The organism is Vibrio sp. 1874, from assembly GCF_033344395.1.
In the GTDB taxonomy this organism is placed as follows: Bacteria; Pseudomonadota; Gammaproteobacteria; order Enterobacterales; family Vibrionaceae; genus Vibrio; species Vibrio alginolyticus.
The window spans coordinates 54,366-74,708 of the sequence record NZ_JAWPOR010000010.1 but is presented as its reverse complement, the minus strand read 5'-3'; the positions used below and the strand labels follow the sequence as shown (position 1 = coordinate 74,708).

18 protein-coding genes are annotated in these 20,343 nt (G+C 43.2%); 9 read left to right on the top strand and 9 right to left on the bottom strand.

Translation table 11 applies throughout. The features are described from left to right. Positions 1-308: 308 nt before the first annotated feature. Positions 309-722, bottom strand: coding sequence for a YscW family type III secretion system pilotin (locus R8N46_RS17100; protein ID WP_054579559.1), 414 nt, complete (start codon positions 720-722; stop codon positions 309-311). 388 nt (positions 723-1,110) lie between these two features. Between R8N46_RS17100 and exsC the strand changes: the two genes are divergently transcribed. Beyond that, positions 1,111-1,557, top strand: a complete 447-nt coding sequence (gene exsC / locus R8N46_RS17095; RefSeq protein WP_005377174.1) for a type III secretion system regulatory chaperone ExsC — start codon at positions 1,111-1,113, stop codon at positions 1,555-1,557. A gap of 8 nt (positions 1,558-1,565) precedes the next feature. Continuing rightward, positions 1,566-1,871, top strand: a complete 306-nt coding sequence (exsE2, locus tag R8N46_RS17090; protein ID WP_005377171.1) for a T3SS regulon translocated regulator ExsE2 — start codon at positions 1,566-1,568, stop codon at positions 1,869-1,871. Between the two features lie 126 nt (positions 1,872-1,997). Here the strand turns inward: exsE2 and R8N46_RS17085 are convergent, their stop codons facing one another. Continuing rightward, the gene (locus R8N46_RS17085; RefSeq protein WP_005377169.1) at positions 1,998-3,518 is read right to left on the bottom strand and encodes an aldehyde dehydrogenase family protein; all 1,521 of its coding nucleotides are present in this window, start codon (positions 3,516-3,518) and stop codon (positions 1,998-2,000) included. 239 nt (positions 3,519-3,757) lie between these two features. Between R8N46_RS17085 and R8N46_RS17080 the strand changes: the two genes are divergently transcribed. Then, positions 3,758-5,524, top strand: a complete 1,767-nt coding sequence (locus tag R8N46_RS17080; RefSeq protein ID WP_213972511.1) for a sigma-54-dependent Fis family transcriptional regulator — start codon at positions 3,758-3,760, stop codon at positions 5,522-5,524. Between the two features lie 61 nt (positions 5,525-5,585). Here R8N46_RS17080 and R8N46_RS17075 read toward each other — a convergent pair whose 3' ends face one another. After that, entirely contained in the window at positions 5,586-5,723 is a 138-nt protein-coding gene (locus tag R8N46_RS17075; protein WP_005377165.1) for a hypothetical protein, read from the bottom strand. A gap of 578 nt (positions 5,724-6,301) precedes the next feature. On the opposite strand from R8N46_RS17075, the gene R8N46_RS17070 reads away from it, so the two are divergent. After that, on the top strand, positions 6,302-6,505 hold the full coding sequence (locus tag R8N46_RS17070) for a hypothetical protein (protein WP_005377162.1): 204 nt from the start codon (positions 6,302-6,304) through the stop codon (positions 6,503-6,505). Positions 6,506-6,515: 10 nt separating this feature from the next. On the opposite strand, the gene R8N46_RS17065 is transcribed toward R8N46_RS17070, so the two are convergent. The 4 genes from R8N46_RS17065 to zwf form a co-directional block, all read right to left on the bottom strand. Beyond that, positions 6,516-7,043, bottom strand: a complete 528-nt coding sequence (locus R8N46_RS17065; protein ID WP_047102710.1) for a hypothetical protein — start codon at positions 7,041-7,043, stop codon at positions 6,516-6,518. Positions 7,044-7,269: 226 nt separating this feature from the next. Then, the gene (gene gnd / locus R8N46_RS17060; RefSeq protein WP_213972510.1) at positions 7,270-8,718 is read right to left on the bottom strand and encodes a decarboxylating NADP(+)-dependent phosphogluconate dehydrogenase; all 1,449 of its coding nucleotides are present in this window, start codon (positions 8,716-8,718) and stop codon (positions 7,270-7,272) included. Positions 8,719-8,756: 38 nt separating this feature from the next. Continuing rightward, positions 8,757-9,473 carry a 6-phosphogluconolactonase gene (pgl, locus tag R8N46_RS17055; protein ID WP_005387158.1) on the bottom strand — a complete coding sequence of 239 codons (717 nt, stop codon included), beginning with the start codon at positions 9,471-9,473 and terminating at the stop codon, positions 8,757-8,759. Beyond that, complete coding sequence (zwf, locus tag R8N46_RS17050; protein WP_017634563.1) at positions 9,470-10,972, bottom strand: glucose-6-phosphate dehydrogenase; 1,503 nt, start codon at positions 10,970-10,972, stop codon at positions 9,470-9,472. Before zwf ends, pgl begins: the two co-directional genes overlap by 4 nt. Positions 10,973-11,509: 537 nt before the next feature. On the opposite strand from zwf, the gene R8N46_RS17045 reads away from it, so the two are divergent. Both R8N46_RS17045 and R8N46_RS17040 read left to right on the top strand, forming a co-directional pair. Next, the gene (locus R8N46_RS17045) at positions 11,510-12,475 is read left to right on the top strand and encodes a helix-turn-helix domain-containing protein (RefSeq protein ID WP_033906176.1); all 966 of its coding nucleotides are present in this window, start codon (positions 11,510-11,512) and stop codon (positions 12,473-12,475) included. Between the two features lie 99 nt (positions 12,476-12,574). Then, positions 12,575-14,710, top strand: coding sequence for a TonB-dependent siderophore receptor (locus tag R8N46_RS17040; protein WP_064353992.1), 2,136 nt, complete (start codon positions 12,575-12,577; stop codon positions 14,708-14,710). A 91-nt stretch (positions 14,711-14,801) separates the two neighbouring features. Here R8N46_RS17040 and R8N46_RS17035 read toward each other — a convergent pair whose 3' ends face one another. Next, positions 14,802-15,488, bottom strand: coding sequence for a response regulator (locus R8N46_RS17035; RefSeq protein WP_017821355.1), 687 nt, complete (start codon positions 15,486-15,488; stop codon positions 14,802-14,804). Further along, positions 15,485-17,104, bottom strand: a complete 1,620-nt coding sequence (locus R8N46_RS17030; RefSeq protein WP_085569991.1) for a sensor histidine kinase — start codon at positions 17,102-17,104, stop codon at positions 15,485-15,487. Before R8N46_RS17030 ends, R8N46_RS17035 begins: the two co-directional genes overlap by 4 nt. Before the next feature lie 476 nt (positions 17,105-17,580). Here R8N46_RS17030 and R8N46_RS17025 point away from each other — a divergent pair, with 476 nt between their 5' ends. The 3 genes from R8N46_RS17025 to R8N46_RS17015 all read left to right on the top strand — a co-directional run bounded on the left by R8N46_RS17025 (position 17,581) and on the right by R8N46_RS17015 (position 20,338). Then, positions 17,581-17,808: a hypothetical protein gene (locus R8N46_RS17025; RefSeq protein WP_005377125.1), complete on the top strand. Its 228-nt coding sequence runs from the start codon at positions 17,581-17,583 to the stop codon at positions 17,806-17,808. Between the two features lie 130 nt (positions 17,809-17,938). Beyond that, positions 17,939-19,354, top strand: coding sequence for a TolC family protein (locus R8N46_RS17020; RefSeq protein WP_025768106.1), 1,416 nt, complete (start codon positions 17,939-17,941; stop codon positions 19,352-19,354). 3 nt (positions 19,355-19,357) lie between these two features. Next, the gene (locus R8N46_RS17015; protein WP_085569990.1) at positions 19,358-20,338 is read left to right on the top strand and encodes an HlyD family secretion protein; all 981 of its coding nucleotides are present in this window, start codon (positions 19,358-19,360) and stop codon (positions 20,336-20,338) included. Positions 20,339-20,343 lie beyond the last annotated feature (5 nt).

Below are 20,343 nucleotides of genomic sequence, written 5' to 3'. Positions count from 1 at the left end.
TTTGTTATACATTAGAATACAATTAAATAGATTTCGGCATCGTTTCGAGAACAAAATTAAATTTCCAAAATCATAAAAATGTATGTTTTATAGCCTAAAACGCCAAGCCAACGTGTTCAAGGAGCGAGATATAATCATAAAAAATACTGTTTTTGCAACAAGTATGAGTCTAAAAAACAACTGACCCGATGACTTCAAAGTCATGTAATTAATGTTTATAAAAGACAACAAATCTTTCACAAAAGGAAAGATATGGTCTTTATTTTTATAAATTAGAAAATTCTAATAAAAATGTAGTACTTAAAATTTTATCTGTTTATTTTTGGAACAAGAATCAAGTTTTCTTGTTTATTTCCCTCTAAAAATAAATAGTTCTTTTCTTTTTCAGCAACGAGCTCACCGTTTGAATAAAGCTTTCCAATAATCTTCATTTTTCCTTCACCAGCTTGAATTGGTGCAATTAAAAACGAATACTGCACAGGCAACTGAACGCCTTGGTAGCTCTGAGATGCCGATTTAAGACATTGATTATCAATAACTTTACATATTTCCACTTCAAGAGAAGTAATCGAAGGTGGAAAGTAGCCGTCGACAGAAACCCAACCATAGACTGATGCCTGACTCTGTGTATCAAAGCCATCCACCCCATTGACGGACACAGTCTGACTGCACCCACTCAGTATGAATAACCCAATAAAACCAGCCCATATAGAATTGTTCATTATGACCCCATAAACGTATTTTATATAATCTAGCTCATTTGAAATTCACACAATTCTTTATGTAAAAATATAAAAGATCAACTTATATTTATACTACAAGCGGACAATAAATCGCATTTTTCAACAACACGTAGTTAACATGGACTGTAATTTCAAAAACAGTTTCTGCTCTCTTTCATTCCTTCCTTAATTGAAGTTCATTAGAGAAAAGTGATACTCATATATATCATTGCCATCGAGATATGCATCTGAACACTCTTACTTTTATCTTTCTATTTCTCTCAACACATTTAAAAGCCAAAATATAATAACAACCGACTAATATTGATAAACATGAAGAGATACATCTAATATTTTCCTTGATAAAATTTCAAAAGGGACTATTCCTATGTCAGCACGCCAAACTATCGATGAGATTTTGCTAAAGTTTGCTCATCAAATAGGCTTGCCTGCACTGCATCTAACGGAAAATGAAGTAAGCTTAGCCTTTGATGATAATCTAAGGGTGCATATCATCTTTCATCCTGAATCGACAACTCTGCAGCTCGAAGCTGAGATTGTTGGCCTTCAAATTGTAAATTCCGATCTCTATCGCTCTTTCTTGGCTTTTAATTATCACTGGCCTGAGCACCAGTTATTTTTTAGTTTAGATAACCACCGACATGTCCTATGTTTAAACCGACTCATTAACATTAGGCGACTGGATTACGAATATTTTGAAACAGCTTTAGCAGAATTGCTGACGCACAGCGAGTCGTGGGAAGCGTTATTGTCTTCGCATGTAACCATTGATGAGGCACCACCGATGCCACAAACTTTAGACTTGAGAGTTTAGGTGTCTTTATGTCCAATGACATCCAATCCACATACACCAATTCATCGGTTCATGACGTTCAACAAGCGCAGCAAAGTGATGCAGTGCCGCAAGGAACGTTTCATGGCCGTAAAGTCACCCTACTCTCCTCATCAGAAAGCAGTATGACGCGAACAAGCTCTAAAAGAGAGCTTGGTGAATGTTTAAATCAATTTGCCAGTCTCGAATCTTGCAATCGCGTTTTGGACTTTGATCCGCAACTCAATATTGACAAGCAAAACGCCGCCGTAGAAAAGCTTATGGAACGAAAAGTGGCGATAATTCAACGTTCCTGATATCACAATATAAGCAGGTTAAACATCTAAGTTAACCTTCAGCCGACAAGCTCACGCTAATAAAAAACCCCGAAGATTCGGGGTTTTGATTCATACTGCTTTTTCTTTATTAATTACTTAGTTTCACTAGAAGAAGCCTAACGGGTCGATGCTGTAGCTAATCAGCAAGTTCTTAGTATTCTGGTAGTGGTCCAGCATCATCTTGTGCGTTTCACGCCCGATACCCGATTTTTTGTAACCACCGAACGCTGCGTGTGCAGGGTAAGCGTGGTAACAGTTAATCCAGATTCGACCAGCTTCAATATTACGGCCCATACGATATGCGACGTTCGCATCACGTGTCCAAACACCTGCGCCTAAGCCATATTCGGTGTCGTTTGCGATTTCCAACGCTTCTGCCTCATCTTTGAATTTGGTGATAGCGATCACTGGGCCAAAGATTTCTTCTTGGAAGATTCGCATCTTGTTGTGGCCTTCCAACATGGTTGGCTGAATGTAGTACCCCTGGTTGATAGACTCTGGCTGTTCTGACACTCCACCACCAAAGACCACTTTTGCGCCTTCTTCACGGCCGATTTCCAGGTAACTTAAAATCTTATCAAACTGTTCTTGAGAAGCCTGAGCACCAACTTGAGTATCGGTATCGAGCGGATTACCTTGTTTAATCAGCTGTGCACGTTCCGTCAGTTTCTCTACAAACTTGTCATAAATCGCTTCATGAACCAGTACGCGAGATGGACAAGTACAAACTTCACCTTGGTTGAAGAAACCAAGTAACGTACCTTCGATACACTTATCAAGATACTCATCTTCGTAATCGAAGATATCTGAGAAGTAGATGTTTGGAGATTTACCACCTAACTCAACTGTCGATGGGATCAAGTTGTCTGCTGCACATTTCAGAATGTGGTTGCCAACTTGCGTAGACCCGGTAAACGCGAGTTTCGCAATGCGGTTGCTGGTTGCTAATGCTTGACCCGCTTCAGAACCATATCCGTTTACAACGTTGATGACACCAGGAGGAAGAAGGTCACCGATTTTTTCCATCAGAACCAGAATGGATGTTGGGGTTTGCTCTGCTGGCTTCAATACCACACAGCAACCCGCCGCTAGTGCCGGTGCTAGTTTCCAAGCCGCCATCAACATTGGGAAGTTCCACGGAATAATTTGACCAACCACACCAATCGGTTCTGGGAAGTGGTAGCTTGCGGTGTGCTCATCCAGTTCTGCCGCACTGCCTTCTTGTGCGCGAATACAGCCAGCGAAGTAACGGAAGTGATCCACTACTAAAGGTAAATCTGCCGCCAAGGTTTCGCGAACTGGTTTGCCGTTTTCCCAAGTTTCTGCAACTGCAAGCTCTTCTAGATGCTGCTCAATACGGTCAGCAATTTTCAGCAAGATGTTCGAACGTTCTGTCACGCTGGTTTTGGCCCATTTTGCTCTGATGTTGTGCGCGGCATCCAGTGCTAAATTAATATCTTCCTCGCCAGAGCGAGCAACTTTACAATACGCTTGTCCGTTGATTGGTGAGATATTGTCAAAGTACTCACCACCCGTTGGTTTTACCCATTCCCCACCGATAAAGTTATCGTAATGCGATTTAAAGTTAACAATGGCATTTTCACTACCTGGCTGTGCATAGATCATAACTCTTCCTTTTGTTTCTCGTTCAATGTGTTATTGCAGTGTCGTATCGCACTGTTCACAAAGAGCATTACGCAAGTCACACGCCAACTACGCCACACTTGTTGTTAATTAAATGTAAAACTATGATTACCAAGCGATAACAAACCAAGTGAGCGATGTTTGAGCGGATGTATGGTGTGAACACCAATGTTCAAGTGTTCCAAAATGGCACACCCTCACTGTGACAAAATGGTACAGTCATGGAACTTCAACATATTAGCGATAACAATTGGCTTTCAACTTCATGGGTCAGAAGTGAACAAGCGGGTTTAAAACAGCGTCGACGCCCTGAAGATATTCGAGTAACGCCAGCGACGCTCCAAGATAGGCGTCACCAACTCAATTTTTTGCTAGAGACAGTCACTCAATTTGCGCTCCCTTTGTTTAATCAGCTATTTGCTCATAGCGACAGTCGCTTAATTTTGACGGATTCAGATGGTGTCATCATCGGCAGTTGGGGACAGCCTAGATTTCGTGAAAAGTTAACGGAAATCTCGCTAAGCTCTGGTGCATGCTGGCAAGAAAAGGTCAAAGGCACCAACGCGATTGGTACAGCCTTGGTTGAAGCAAAGCCCGTTTCTGTTATTGGTGATCAGCACTTTATCCAACACCATCGTTTTATTAGCTGTTCGGCTAATCCTATTTTCGATCATCTTGGTAACCTCATTGGCGTATTAGATATTACGAGCGAGCAAAAGAGACATGACTTCTCAACGCAAGTACTAGTACAAAACATGGTCCAGCAAGTGGAGAATCAACTACTTAACTTGATTCCACAAGGGCATATTCGTGTGGATTTAGCGTGCGAAAAAGGTTTACTGAATAGTGGTTGGCAAGGAATTATCATTGCAAATGAAGACGGACAAGTTTTGGCTCACAATCAAGTAGCCTCTCAACTTTTTGCGCAAAAAAGTATCATTGGGCAATCCTTAGACGACATTCTATCCACTCGGGGAAATGAGCACCCTTTCGTTTTCAAAACAAAACCGCTTACCGATAAAGATAGCAAGGTCAAGTCTCGTGCTGTAGCGGCGTCCAATGATCTTCATTATGGCGACTCCGCAGTTGAGCACTGTTGGCAGCAAGCCAATCGCGTCATCGATAAAGACATCAGTTTGTTGATTCTCGGAGAGACTGGTGTTGGCAAAAACGAGTTTGTGAAAGCGCTTCATAAAAACAGCCAGAGAAAAACGGGACCGTTGGTTTCCGTTAACTGCGGAGCGCTACCAAAAGATCTGGTTGAATCTGAATTATTTGGCTACGTAGCCGGTGCCTTTACTGGCGCAAACAGCAAAGGCTATCAGGGGAAAATTCGCCAAGCACACAAAGGGATTTTGTTTCTGGATGAAATCGCAGATTTACCCTTGGAAGCTCAAAGCCGCTTGCTCCATGTATTGCAAGATAAAACCGTGCTTCCCGTGGGTTCAAACCAAAGCATTCAAGTCGATACGCAAATCATTGCAGCCACGCATAAAGATCTGGAACATTTGGTCAGCGAAGGATTGTTCCGCCAAGATTTGTATTATCGCCTTAATGGCTTGATCATTGAGCTACCTCGCTTTGAGGAACGTGATGACAAACGACAACTGATTGAGAACATTCATCGGCGTCACGCCGAATCTGAACAACAGCTTTGCCCTCACCTACTTTCTCTGATGCTGTCTTACTCATGGCCAGGAAATTTGCGTGAACTCGATAGTTTAATCAAAGTATCCGCCTTAATGGCGCAAGGTGAAGAAATATTGGAACTCACACACGTCCCAGCCCACCTAAGTAAGAAACTCAGCCAAGCTCAAGAAGGAGCAGCATCCGCTGAACCAACTTCAGAACTGCGTGCAACCGTCGAAGATAAGTTGCTCAAAACATATCAAGCCAACCGGGGGAACATTAGCAAAACGTCTCGTATGCTTGGTGTGAGCCGAAATACCATTTACAGAAAATTGAAAAGCCTTGGCATATTAAGTTAATTCTACGACCTCAGATACAAAAAGAGCACCGTTGCGGTGCTCTTTCTCTTTGAAACCTAGCTTACAGGCCGCCTTGTTGTTGTGCCTGTTTTACTAATGCCTGACGTTGAGTTTCCTTCTCAGAGATCACTTGATTGTCCTTGTGCATTTCCTGTTCCAATTCTGCTGGAATGAAAACAAAGTACTTGTTAAGAGTCATCTTAGAACCTCAATTTGCTGTGTTAATTACCTTCTTGGTCGACGTAAACAAAACCAGAAAAACATGTTTTACTGGATCCTTGTTGCTAGTTTCAAAAAATAAAGGATGTTCATATAATAAACATCCTCCATGTGGGCGCTAATTATAGGCGTAGTTTAAAGGCTTACCTAGCACTCTTTTTCACCTTTTGTGCAATCTGAGTTTCGATCGAAAAACGGATTTAATTGCCCGTAATTACTAAGGTATTGTTAAAAAGAGAAAAAAGCTTTTACTGTAACTGACGACAGGGATGAGCTTACGAGTGTAGGTTCACTTGCAATTGTGTATCGTAGAGTTCGAATACGATAATAATAACGCTACATGCCCTTAATCTGCGTAGTTAAAAACTTTGAAGTGATAGACAACCGAAGTCATATCTGTGCAACTCAGTTTAACGATTTGTCTACCGGTTCAATATTTCACCTTTTTTGAGAAATCTTTAGCCACTTTTTTGTGTGAAACGCCCCAAAAGAGCAGACAATTAAAAGTGTGGCATATGACCACAATTGTCTATCCCCACTTAGCTTCGGGAGGCGTTTATGAAAAGTAACAAACTTGGCCATGTGATGTCTTTCAGCAGGATGTTTTCCTTCATTGCATTCTTGACGGCCACATTCGCATGGATTCTCAGCATGTACGCCCTATTTACTGTTTCTTTAGTGGCTCTTGTGGTCAGTGCAATTCTCTACCTAAAAGACAGGTTTTATCAAAACAAGAAAACGACCACTGAAAAGAGCGCCTAGGCGCTCTTTTCTATTGGATGTCATTTCCGTGTGACTTGATATAGTTATCAATCCGTTCGAGTTCGTGAAAATAACCATACATACCAATACGATTAATTTCTGGTTCTATACAGTATTTTTCTTCTTTTACCATAGCTTCTACAAACATTCCGCTTGATGCAATTGTGAAAGGTGGACACGCTGAGTAACCATTATTTTCTGCAATATATTTCAATCGCCCAAATTCAAAAACTTGACCTGGAATAGCAACGATAAGGGACAAGACAACTGTTATAGTTATCACTTTAATCGGCACTTTGACTAACTGAGTCATTCGATCAAATAAAATATAGACCAATAATGTAGGGCACAAGAGTAAGCTTGCGATACTTAAAACATATGACGCATCAATGTAGACCACTTGAAAACCACTACTGAGTTGAAGCGGTAGAGATTCGAAAACGAAATGATGATAAAGGCGATAGATAGAGTAAGTAATCAGTAATATGAACATAAGCAACACGAAAGCTGTGTGAAATGGATGCTTCTGTTGTGTCATTTCTATTACCTTATAGTTGAGGAGACGACAGAGAGCTGCTTAGCTTCACTCTTCGAAGAGAAATATTAAACTGCTAGCAAATGCATGCTCTCCCATTTCTGAGAAGTGCGTGACGAATCAACGTTTAATGTAACTTTTAAATCTACCAATATCTTACAGACACAAAAAAGGATGCCACTTGGGCATCCCTTTATATCTTTATATTTAGTCGGTTTACTTAAAACGATTACACGTCGTAAGTTGTAGACGCTGTGTCGCCGCCTTTACCAGTCCAGTTAGTGTGGAAGAATTCACCACGTGGACGGTCAATACGCTCATAAGTGTGAGCACCGAAGTAGTCACGTTGAGCTTGAAGCAGGTTCGCTGGTAGACGAGCTGTTGTGTAACCGTCTAGGAAAGATAGCGCAGAAATCGTACATGGCATTGGGATACCAGACTCTAGAGACTTCGCTGCTACTTTACGCCATGCTGCTAGGCTGCCTTGTAGGATATTTTTGAAGTACTCATCAGAACCTAGGAATGCGATGTCTGGGTTCGCTTCGTACGCATCACGGATGTTGCCTAGGAACGCAGAGCGGATGATACAACCACCACGCCACATTAGGGCTACGTTACCGTAGTTTAGGTCCCAACCGTTCTCGTTCGATGCTTCGCGCATTAGCATGAAGCCTTGAGCGTAAGAGATGATCTTAGAAGCTAGTAGCGCTTGACGTAGTGCATCAACCCACTCTTGCTTGTCGCCTTCAACAGGAGTGATTGTCTTACCGAATAGAGATTCAGCTTCAACACGTTGGTCTTTCAGTGCAGATAGACAACGAGAGAATACAGACTCAGAGATAAGTGTTAGTGGAATACCTAGGTCTAGTGCGTTAATACCAGTCCATTTACCAGTACCTTTTTGGCCTGCTGTGTCTAGGATCTTCTCAACGAGAGGCTCACCGTCTTCATCTTTGTAGCCAAGGATGTCAGCCGTGATTTCAACAAGGTAGCTGTCTAGTTCAGTCTTGTTCCAATCAGCGAATACTGCTTGCATCTCGTCTGCAGACATACCAAGACCGTCTTTCATGAACTGGTAAGCTTCTGTGATAAGCTGCATGTCACCGTATTCGATACCGTTGTGTACCATCTTAACGAAGTGACCAGCACCGTCGTTACCAACCCAGTCACAACATGGCTCACCAGCGTCAGTTTTCGCAGCGATACCTTGGAAGATAGGCTTAACCGCTTCCCATGCTTCAGCAGCACCGCCAGGCATGATAGATGGACCGAAGCGCGCACCTTCTTCACCACCAGATACACCAGTACCGATGAAGTGGATACCTTTTTCACGTAGTGCAGCAACACGACGGTTTGTATCTGGGTAGTTAGTGTTACCACCGTCAATAATGATGTCGCCTTTGTCTAGCAGAGGTACTAGCGCTTCGATGAACTTGTCTACAACGTCACCAGCGCGAACCATCAACATTACTTTACGCGGCGTTTCTAGCTTCTCTACTAGTTCTTCTAGAGAGTATGCACCGATGATGTTCGTGCCTTTTGCTGGACCTTCCAGGAACTCGTCTACTTTAGCAGCAGTACGGTTGTGAGCAACCACTTTAAAGCCGTGATCATTCATGTTTAGGATAAGGTTTTGACCCATTACTGCTAGGCCAATTACACCGATATCACCTTTCATTGTTTCTCTCCAATTTTATTTCATCGACGAGCAGCGTCTTAAGCAATTTTTGCTGCCGCGTCTAAATCTAAATACCATTCCGTTAGGCCCGATTTCGCTTGAATCTTAGCCGCTGGGTATGGCAGTGCGTGTGCTGGTGAACTGTTAATTTCTTCAACAATGTCCGCTTTTCCTGCACCAAGCACTAAGTAACTAATGCGTTTCGCTGCTTCTAATACGCGTGCGGTTTTCGACACACGAAGTTGGCCCGATTCAGGATGCGACGCCACAAGAGATAGGTTCGCATCATCATAATTCGTTTGGCCAGGGAACAGAGAAGCTGTATGACCATCTGCACCAACGCCTAATAAGATCCAGTCAAACACAGGTGTGCCGTTTTCATTCGGGATTACCTCTGCCATCTCTTTTGCAAAGCGCTCGGCTTCTGCTTTAGGCTCATCTTCGCCACGGATGCGGTGAATGTTTTCTGCAGGAATATTTACTTGGCTAAACAACAACGTGTTCGCTTCACCGTAGTTGCTTTCTGCGTCGTCAGGGGCAACACAACGTTCGTCACCCCACCAAAAGTGGAGGTTTTCCCATTGAATGGAGGTTGCGTAAGCCTCTGAAGCCAGTAGTTTAAACAGCATTTTAGGAGTGCTGCCGCCAGAAAGAGAGATGTGAACAGGTCTGCCCATTTCGCTAAACGCTTTCATATCGTTAGCTAGGCTTTCAACTACCTGTTCTGCTGTTTGGTAGATCTTATGGTTGATCATAGTTCACAGTAATCCGTATCTGTTAAGTTTTTACATGGGAAACGCCAAGCACGGCCATCACGCTGTAACAAGTCATCTGACTCTTTAGGTCCCCAAGTGCCGCATGCGTACCCGAAGAGGGATTGTGGATCTTGCTTAAAATCTAAGATTGGCTGTACGTATTGCCAGCACGCTTCCACCGCATCACTACGTGCAAATAGCGTAGCATCACCATTCAAAGCATCAAGTAGAAGACGCTCGTATGCCGTTAGCATTTGCGTTTCTTGCAGGTCAGCGTAATGGAAGTTCATTTTCACTTCCTTCGCTTCAAAGCCTGCGCCTGGCTCTTTCAAGCCAAAGCTCATTTGAATGCCTTCGTCTGGTTGAATACGAATGATCAGCTTGTTTTCTGGTGCGTTTTGACCAAACACAGGATGCGGTGTTTGTTTAAAGTGGATAACCACCTCAGTAACGCGTGTTGGAAGACGCTTACCAGTACGCACGTAAAATGGCACGCCATTCCAACGCCAGTTGTTGATGTACGCTTTCAAACCGATGTAAGTCTCTGTACGAGAATCGTCTGCAACTCCCGGCTCTTCACGGTAGCCGCGTAGGCTTTGCCCACGAACTTCAGACGCCGTGTATTGGCCTAATACTAGGTCGTTGCGCAGAGCGTTTTCGTCTAATGGCTTTAAGCATTGAAGCACTTTTACCACTTCATCACGCATCGAGTCTGCATTGATTTGCGCTGGTGGTTCCATACCTACCATTGCTAATACTTGTAGCAAGTGGTTTTGGAACATGTCGCGCACAGCGCCAGAGTTGTCGTAGTAACCACCACGCTCCTCTACGCCAAGGAATTCTGCGCCTGTGATTTCAACGTAATCAATGAAGTTACGGTTCCAAAGCGGCTCAAACATCGCATTAGAGAAACGAAGCACAAGTAGGTTTTGTACCGTTTCTTTACCTAAGTAATGGTCAATTCGGTAGATTTGATGCTCTTGGAAGTGCTCGTGAATTTCTTTGTCCAGAATACGCGCCGATTCAAGATCATAGCCGAATGGTTTCTCAATGATCAGGCGTTTCCAGCCATCCTCTTCACTGTTAAGACCATGTGCTGCAAGACTTGCAGGGATCACACTGTATAAACTTGGTGGGGTTGCTAAGTAAAAAAGCGTATTGCGTTGCTCGAATTGATATTCGTCCGCAAGTTGGTCTAAGCGAGAAGATAGCTTACCGTAATCTTGTGTGTCAGAAGTATTAATTGCTTGGTAGTGCAGATGGTTAATAAATGCATCAAGCGTTTCTGGCTCAGTCTTTTCCATTTCCTGAAGCGATTTTTTCAGCTTCGCGCGGTAAGACTCATCACTGTATTCAGTGCGACTTACACCCAGAATGGCAAAATTCTCTGGAAGCTGCTTGTTCGCGTAGAGGTGGTATAAAGCAGGAATGAGCTTACGGTACGTAAGGTCACCTGAAGCACCAAAAATAACGATGCTGCTGTTTTCTGGTATTACCATCATCTTTCCCTTAAAAACGAGGTACTTATTGTGTGCCCGGATACGGCTAGAGAATGAGCCAACCCTATCAATGGCACCTCAAAATAGAAAATTGGTCTTACCTATTACGTTGATAGGTAAAGTCTATGGGCCCAAAGAACCTCAAGAAGTTGCATTTCCGATTCTTGGAAACACGACGTATTGAGGTCATTTAAGTCACTTATGTCTCAAAAGTACACACTGTACTCGCTGGAGGAGAGTCCGACACGGGGCAATATTGTCTACGACTATTTGATTTACATCAACACTTGCCAGTGCAAACGTTTAAATAAGTTGCACAAAACGTCATAAGCGATTGTATTTTATTGATAAAAAAAGTTTCATCTGAACGCTCCAAAATTTAAGCAAAAACTCTAATATGGGCAATAATTACTCATCCTTGCAATCCATTACAGTTTTATCGTGATCTGTGTTACTTACTTTTTATTTCATCACCCTATTGATAATGATACTCAATTAAAGATAATGAAATCACTATTAATGTGAAAGTAGAACGCCATGAAATCAAGCGCCATTAACCCACATCCCATAAACCGAATACAATCGGTGCTTGACTACATTCACACCAACTTAGACAGCACTCTGAGCGTAGATGAAATATCGAAAGCAAGTTGTTGGTCGCGCTGGCAACTGCAACGCGTATTTCAACAACACACTGGCGTATCCGTCGCTCACTACATCAGAGAGCTTAAACTTAGCCTTGCGGCTGAGCGCTTAATCCATACTTCTGACCGCTCGTTAGATATAGCGATAGAAATGGGATTTACATCTGAACACGCATTTAGCCGTGCGTTCAGGAATATGTTTTCAAAAAGCCCCCGCGAATATCGAAAAACGCAACAACTCTCCGGGTTGAGGCAACCTTTGACGCTGCGTAAGACACCAGAAGAAGAGAAAAAACATCAGCGCTTTATTGAAGTTCGAATAGAAACAAAACCGGCTTTTGAACTTGCTGGTTATCATGAACCTATTCACGGATTGTTTTCCGCTACGCCCGATTTCCAATCCAAAGTACCGTCACTTTGGTCACGTCTTTATTCATCTGAAAACCTTAATAATTCGGAAAGTAGTTACTTTGGCGTGATTGATGTGACGCAAGCGTATTCAAACAACCAACAACTTGAGTATTGGGCAGGTTATGAGTGCAGTCCAACAGCAAACGCACCAAGATCAACGAACTCTTCCAACTCGGGGTTAGACCTCTTGGCTGTTCCTGAGCAAACCTACGCCGTCATTACACACATAGGCAAAGCATCAGAGCTCGCCTCAACGCTGGAATGGTTTATTTTACATTGGCTACCCTACTCTAATTATCATGCTATCGATGGTTATGAGTTAGAGCTTTATCCAGAAGGTTATGATGTTGATAGCGAACAAGCACAAATGCAGTATTGGATTCCTGTAGAGCCAAACGACGCGCTATCTTTAAAACCTAAGAACAGAAGAATAAGTTCCAAAGATTAGTGTTTTGCACCAAATTGTTAACTTTTCCTATTTCTTTGAATATAGAATACAAATAACAATCATTATCAATAAATAGAAAAAGTAGTGGAATTTATAAATATGGAAAGTCCGATTCGATTTCATCGTTCAGCGGTTGCTATTGTTGTATCCGCATTGCTCGCTGGCCACGCCAATGCAACTGAGAGCACATCCCAACACGAAACGATTACGGTGCTAGGAGAAACATACCGAAACACCGCAACTAAAACCGTTTTAGAACCGGAGGAAACACCGCAAGCGATCACGGTAATCACTAAAGATGACATGGACCTGCGCGGCGTAAACTCGGTGAGCGAAGCATTGCGTTATGCACCTGGCGTAAATACAGAATTGCGTGGCGGTGCCGTTTCCCGACTTGACCTATTCAATATTCGTGGTTTTATTAACTACACCAACTTTTATGATGGTCTTCCTTTGCTGTACAACGGTTGGAACCTTCAACCGCAGGTCGATTCCGTTGCTCTTGAGCAAATCGAGGTTTTTAAAGGGCCAACGTCTGTTCTTTACGGCAATATTCCACCAGGAGGTATGGTCAACATTATCGCCAAGGCGCCTCAGTCAACACCCTCGCACTCTGTCTCGATTAGTACAGGGACTAACAGCCTAAAAGAACTGACGTTCGACACCACAGGACAAGTTGGTGATTCTAATGTTGATTACCGTATCGTCGGCCTGGCAAAACAGCGAGATGGTCAAGCCGATACGTCTGAAGACGAACGTTACGTACTCGCCCCATCTTTCAATTGGCAAGCGACAGAAAGCACATTAGTGAACGTGAATGTTTACTATCAAAATGATCCATCAGCAGGTATCTACACGACTGTGCCTGCGTCTGGCTCAGTGATTAAAAACCCACTTGGCTCGATGTCACCAAGCACTTATTTAGGGGATGAGGACTGGAACACTTACGAACGCGAAGTTCTGATGATGGGTTACAAAGTCCAACACGACTTTAACAACAATTGGCAATTTCTACAGAATGCCCGCTACATGACCGCCGATGCCTATCAGGAAAACACATATAACGGTGCACTTGAAGCGGATAACCGTACCGTTGGTCGAAATGCCTATTTAACCGATGAAAAATCCAAATCCTTTGTGATTGACAACCAACTATCTGGCTACGTTAAAACAGGAAATTTTGAACATAACTTATTGTTCGGGCTTGATTATCAGTATCTAGATTCAGATGTAAAATACAAAGACACGCTTGGGTATTCGCTAACTCAGGACATTTTTAATCCTGACCACAACAGCATTGATCGTAATGCACTGAATTTCCAATACAAACAAAACTTAGATATCAAAACGAAGCAGATTGGCGTTTATTTCCAAGATCAAGTTCGTTACGACCAACTTGTAATGATTGCAGGTCTTCGTTGGGATAAATACGATTCAAATACAGACGCCGTTAGCGATTATCTAGGAGCAGTATCCAACAGCAAGGAAGAGTTAGACGATACCAACGTATCTTTCCGAGTCGGTGGTTTGTATGAGCTAGACTTTGGTCTCTCGCCATATCTTACTTACTCGGAAAGTTTTGAGCCAATTGCGGGTGCCGACTCTTCTGGTAAAGCATTTGAGCCATCAACCGGTCATCAATGGGAGTTAGGCTTTAAATACGCCCCATTATCTGGTGATATCTCAGGTAACTTAGCACTCTTCCATATTACGAAGAAAAACGCGATCTTGACCGATCCGAATAATCCATATGCACCGAACTATCAAGCGGGCGAAGTGGTATCACAAGGTATTGAACTTGAGGCAAAATGGCAAGCCACAGCACAAGCTGATTTCACTCTAGGCTATACATATACCGATATGGAGATTACCGAGGACAGTTATTACAACCAAGAAGGTAAAACGCCGGTTTGGGTACCTGAGCAAACGGCCTCTCTATGGGCCAATTACTTCTTTGAAGGAAATCTTTCAGGCCTTCGTACCAGTGCTGGCGTTCGCTATGTCGGAGAAGCACAAATTGATGCACAGAATAGTCAAAACGTACCGGACTACACCTTGTTTGATTTAGCAGCAAGTTACGATTTCTCAACGGTATCTGAATCAATGAAAGGGGCTAGCGTCACGCTTTCTGCAAGCAATCTATTCGATAAAGAATACTATTCTTGTTACGACAAAAATAACTGTTGGTTTGGCGCTGAGCGCTCTATCGAAGCGAAGTTAGAATACAACTTCTAACCTCTTAGAGCGGAACAGCAGTAATTTGTAAAGCGATGGTTTCTAAAACAAGCCATCGCTTTTTATTTTGCATAGAGCATCAATGTAAACGCTACCGTGTCACTTTTTTATAGCACCTTTCTGGCCTACCTACCGACCCATAGTTTAAATCAGCCTCTAGTTCACCAGTACTAATAAGAAACTCAAGATAACGTCTAGCGGTTGTTCGACTCACTCCGATTTTTTCACCTGCCTCATCAGCGGTCAGCGCACTTCCATTTGGGAACAACTCTCTGATCTTGTCTAGGGTTACACCATCAATCCCTTTTGGTAATCGGTTCGGCAAGTTGTCTTGATTGGCGTGAGACTGCAGCATTTTATCAACGAGGTTCTGATCCAAACTCTCTACGATGTCTAGTTGTTGGCGTTGGGACACATACTTTTTCAGTGCGGCATCTAAACGTGGAAACATCACTGGTTTTAACAGGTAATCGACAACGCCACCCCTCATCGCCTGTTGTAACGTATCGACATCCCTTGCGGCTGTAATCAAAATGACATCACACGTTTGGTTACTTGCACGCAGTGTATTTAGTATCTCAAGCCCTGTGCCATCGGGAAGATAGACATCCATCAATAGTAAATCTGGCTTAAGAATGTCGAGTTGCATTTCTGCTTCCATTCTCGTGGTCGCAATTCCAACCACTTCCAAACCTGTCAGTTGGCTTAAGTATTTGTGGTGCAGCTCAGCAATAGCCAGATCATCTTCAATGATCATTACGCGAGTCGCCATACTCATAATTGTTCTTCCTTGGGTAAGTACACCGTTATTCTTGTCCCATAATTTGTATTGGGTATCATCTCAACATGGCCGTGATATCGAGTAGCAAGCTGATTGACAAGGTGTAACCCAACACCTCGATTTTGACGAGATTTCGTCGAAACGCCTTTTGTAAATAATGTTTGTGGATCCATTGTTTTTGGGAGGCCACAGCCATGATCTATCACCTCAAGTATCACTTCATTTCCGTAATCGCTAACGGACACATCAATATTTCTGCGTTCTGACGCAACATTTGATTCATCGCGAATTGAAGTTAACGTGGCATCGAAAGCGTTATCAATCAAATTACCCAAAATTGTGACTAGGTCTTCCGAATTTAGCCACTCAGGCAGGGGCTCCAGACGACTGCCTTCCTCAACCACCAGTTGTAAGCCTAACTCGCGAGCACGTTCAGTTTTTCCAAGCAACATACCTGCAATTAGCGGGTCTTTAACGGTATCTCTTAAAAACTCAATCATTGCCTGATAGTGTGCGGTTTCTTGTCCAATTAACTTTTGCACCGCATCAAGTTCACCCATTTGTACTAGCCCACTAATGGTGTTGAGCTTATTTCGATGCTCATGGGTTTGCGAACGTAACAAATCTGCATACTCCTTGGTTTGTGATAGCTGCTCGGTTAGATCATTGATTTCATCCCTTAAACGGAAACTCGATACCGCCCCCACGATTTTTCCATCAACATAAATTGGAGAGCGATTTGCAATCAGGCGCTTATGATTAAGGAATATTTCAATATCATGATCTTCCTGCCCGCTTTCTAACACTGTATATAGATCGCTATCACGCAGCGTATCAGTCAAAGGTTTATTGAGCGCTGATTCTCTATCAATACCGAGAATCTGGCAGGCACTACGATTTATCGAGCGAAGTATCCCTTGGGCATCAATGCTTAACACGCCCTCTTTGATGGTGCTCATCGTCACTTCTAATTCGCCGTACAACCGCCCTATTTCTTCAGGCTCAAAGCCTAAAATGGCGCGCTGAAACTTTCTCGACGCATAATTGGATACAATGGCATTAGCGACGACAACTACGATGACCATTAAAATCAAAAAGGCCAAAAATGGTTCGATGCGGTCTTGCAGTCGGTCGAGCAAATAGCCAACCGAAACCACACCAATGATGCTCCCTTGCTCGTCAAAAATCGCAGCTTTACCACGAACTGAATAACCTAACGAGCCCTGTGCCGTCGAAACATAAGACAACCCCTGTTCTAGCGCTCGACGATTGTCGCCACCTCTCATTGGCTTGCCCAACCGCTCATCAACAGGGTGGATTAAGCGTACTCCCTTATGGTCGCCAATAACGATGAATGCAGCACCTATGGCTTCGGTTAATTCTCTAAAGCGAAGTTGGTATGGCTGGGGGTTTTGGGTTTCGATCATTTCACGAACAACCGCTGAGTCCGCTAAAAAACGGGCAACACCCAGTGCTTTTTCTCCCATTTCTTGCTCTTGATTGATTTTGAGATAAGTGAACCCCGCGGCGACGAGCAATAACAGCTCTATCAACCCCGATAGCGTCATGATAATGAGCATCCGCTTACGAAAGCTGATGGTTTTCCAACTCATTGATACATCCTTGTGATTCACTCTTGAGCGTAACGTTAACACTCAGTTAACAGCATGACGTTGTCGCGGTGATAAATCTGTGAGGAAGGCAAGCAAACCGCAGAGTTTACGGTTAATTAATCGACGAGCTGAAACATAAAATTACAACCATTCACCAAATTTAGCATTCCTCTCTGATACTCAATTCCATACATAAATTGCCCTTAAAATCATGATCGTGATCACATCGATTTTAGCGGTTTTTGAGGCGTTTTTAGACTTTACAACGTATAATTTTTAATCAACGAAACCAATGAGAGTTTCGGTTTGAAAGCAGTGAAGCTGGAAGTCTATTAAAAGCTCAACATTGATGTCAGTGGTTTGGACAAAAATAAAACAAAACACAAATACTGACTATATGACAAACACTTAGACACCATCTGAAAACTGGAAAACTATAAACAGAGGTGCATTTATAGTTAGAAGGAACACCAAACATGGAACGCGATACCTTTGGAATATGCCTGAATAAGGCGATGCTGTCAGAGAATATGTATTCAACATTTACACACGTCAGGGCTTATGAAAAAAACGGAGGCGGTACTTCGGATCTCAAAGTCCTGTTATCATTCCCTCAAATGAGCGGAAAAGATCTATTGAATACGATGCGAGGTTCTCGTCAGCTCGAGTGGAGAGCGGAGTTTCACTGTCCATATACGAAATAAATTTGTAACATCTCCCGCGCCCAGCACAAATATAACTGGGCGCATACTACTGCCCAATTTTCCCTCCTACTTAACACGCAGTTACGAATCCTTTATATTAGATCTAATACTCTACGACAAAGCAGCCATTATGAAAAAAACAGGAAAGGTTTGGATATTGGGCTTACTTAGCAGCTCGATTTCCCTTGCCTGTCATGCGGCACCGATCACTTTTGATACCGCATGGCAGCTATTGCTAGAAAACAACTATTCTCTTAAAGCTCAACGCTCAAACGTCGAGAACTACCAATACCAAGAGAGTGCCACCAGCAATCTCAACTTACCTCAGGTGACTATTGGCGCGAATTACACGCGTTTAGATACCGATATCACGCTTTCGGGAAAACAGATTCTAGACAGCACAGGAGCACACATTAACGTACCTCCTGCTTTTCAACCTATTTTTGGTGCCTTAGCTAATACCACGTCGACCATAACCGAGCGCGATATTTTCTCTTCGTCTATTCGTGCCATTTGGCCAATTTTTACTGGTGGTAGAATTTCTGCGGCTCAATCAGCAGCAGAAGGCAAAACGGATGAGGCGAAAAGTCAGCTTTTAATGGAACAACAAGCGCGTTTTGAAGATTTATCGAAGTACTACTTTTCTGTCGTACTGGCAAAGGAAGTACTCGCAACGCGGCAAGCTGTTGAAGCTGGGCTAAAAAAGCATCGAGATTTTGCCATTAAGCTTGAAGAGCAAGGACAAATCGCGCACGTTGAGCGCCTGCAAGCCGAGGCTTCTTTAGATAAAGCATCTGTAGAAACACGTAAAGCAGCCAGCGATTTGAGTATCGCTCAGGCTGCATTAGGTAAATTACTCGCGCAAGATGATGCCGTAGAGCCCGCTGAATCTTTGTTTATCAACGACAGTCTTCCCCCTCTTAGCGCTTTTGTCGATCAAACGCTGCTTACCTATCCGGGGTTAGAACTTCTGAGCGCTAAACACAAACAAGCCTCTAGCTTAATCAAAGCAGAAAAAGGGAAATACTACCCTGAAGTTTATCTTTACGGCGACTACAGCTTGTATGAAGACGATTCTCTCGCAAGCCAAATGAAGCCTGACTGGTTAGTTGGTGTTGGTGTCAGCATTCCACTGATTGAATCATCAGGGCGAAGCGAAAAAGTCAAAGCCGCTCAAAGCGTCGTCTCGCAGGTCGACTCATTAAAGTCCCAAGCCAAACAAGACTTATCGCTGTTAGTCCAAAAGACATACTTGGAGGCTCAGCAAGCCATTGATGAAGTACAAGGGCTCGCATCTAGCATTGAACTCGCTAACGAAAACCTGCGCTTGCGTGAAAAAGCATTTACTCAGGGTCTGTCGTCTTCTCTGGATGTTGTGGATGCACAACTTTATGTCGCGAGTATAGAAACACAACGTTCAGCGGCGCGTTTCCGCTATTTAATATCTTTAACCAAGCTACTCGCATTGAGCAGTGAAATGAACAGCTTCGAACAATATCAAAATACCGCTTATATCCCTGCTTCAACATCCAAAGAGGTGAAATAAATCATGGCAGCTAAATCACTAAAACCCGTTTTACTCTCACTTTGTGCTTTGGGTGTTGCCTCTTGGGTTGGGTATCAATTTTACCAAGCCTATCAACCGGAACCGATCCGCTTACAGGGATTAATTGAAGCCCAGCAATACAGTATTTCCTCAAAAGTTCCAGGGCGTATTGATGAGGTCATGGTACGTAAAGGCGACGATGTAGAGAAAGGTCAGCTTATTTTTACCCTTCATAGTCCTGAAATTGAAGCGAAGTTAGAACAAGCAAAAGCAGGTGAAAAAGCGGCGGACGCCTTAGCTCAAGAAGCTGAGAAAGGCGCACGTGAGCAACAAATCCAAGCAGCAAAAGATCAGTGGATGAAAGCCAAATCCGCTGCGAATTTAATGGAAAAAACCTACAATCGTGTGAATAACCTTTATAACGATGGCGTGGTTGCAGAACAAAAACGCGATGAAGCTTTAACTCAATGGCAAGCAGCGAAATACACAGAAAGTGCTGCGTTTCAAATGTATGAAATGGCAAAAGAAGGCGCTAGAAGTGAAACCAAAGTGGCTGCGGCGGAAAAAGCGCGCATGGCATCAGGTGCCGTAGCCGAAGTAGAAGCGTATGCGAAAGATACTCAGATCTACAGCTGGTTTGACGGCGAAGTCTCTCAAGTTCTACTTCAAAGTGGTGAATTAGCACCTCAGGGCTTCCCGGTTGTTACCGTGATAGATACAGAAGATGCCTGGGCGACACTTAATGTGCGTGAAGATTACCTTCAACACTTTAAAAAAGGAGCAACCTTTGATGCCTATTTGCCTGCCTTAAAGAAAAATGTTGAGTTCAAAGTAACGCATGTTGCCGTTATGGGTGACTTTGCAACGTGGAGAGCAACCGATGCTTCTCAAGGTTTTGATCTTCGTACCTTTGAAGTAGAAGCTCGTCCAGCTCAACCCGAACCTGAACTGCGTATGGGAATGAGTGTTGTCGTTGAACTTTAATCACA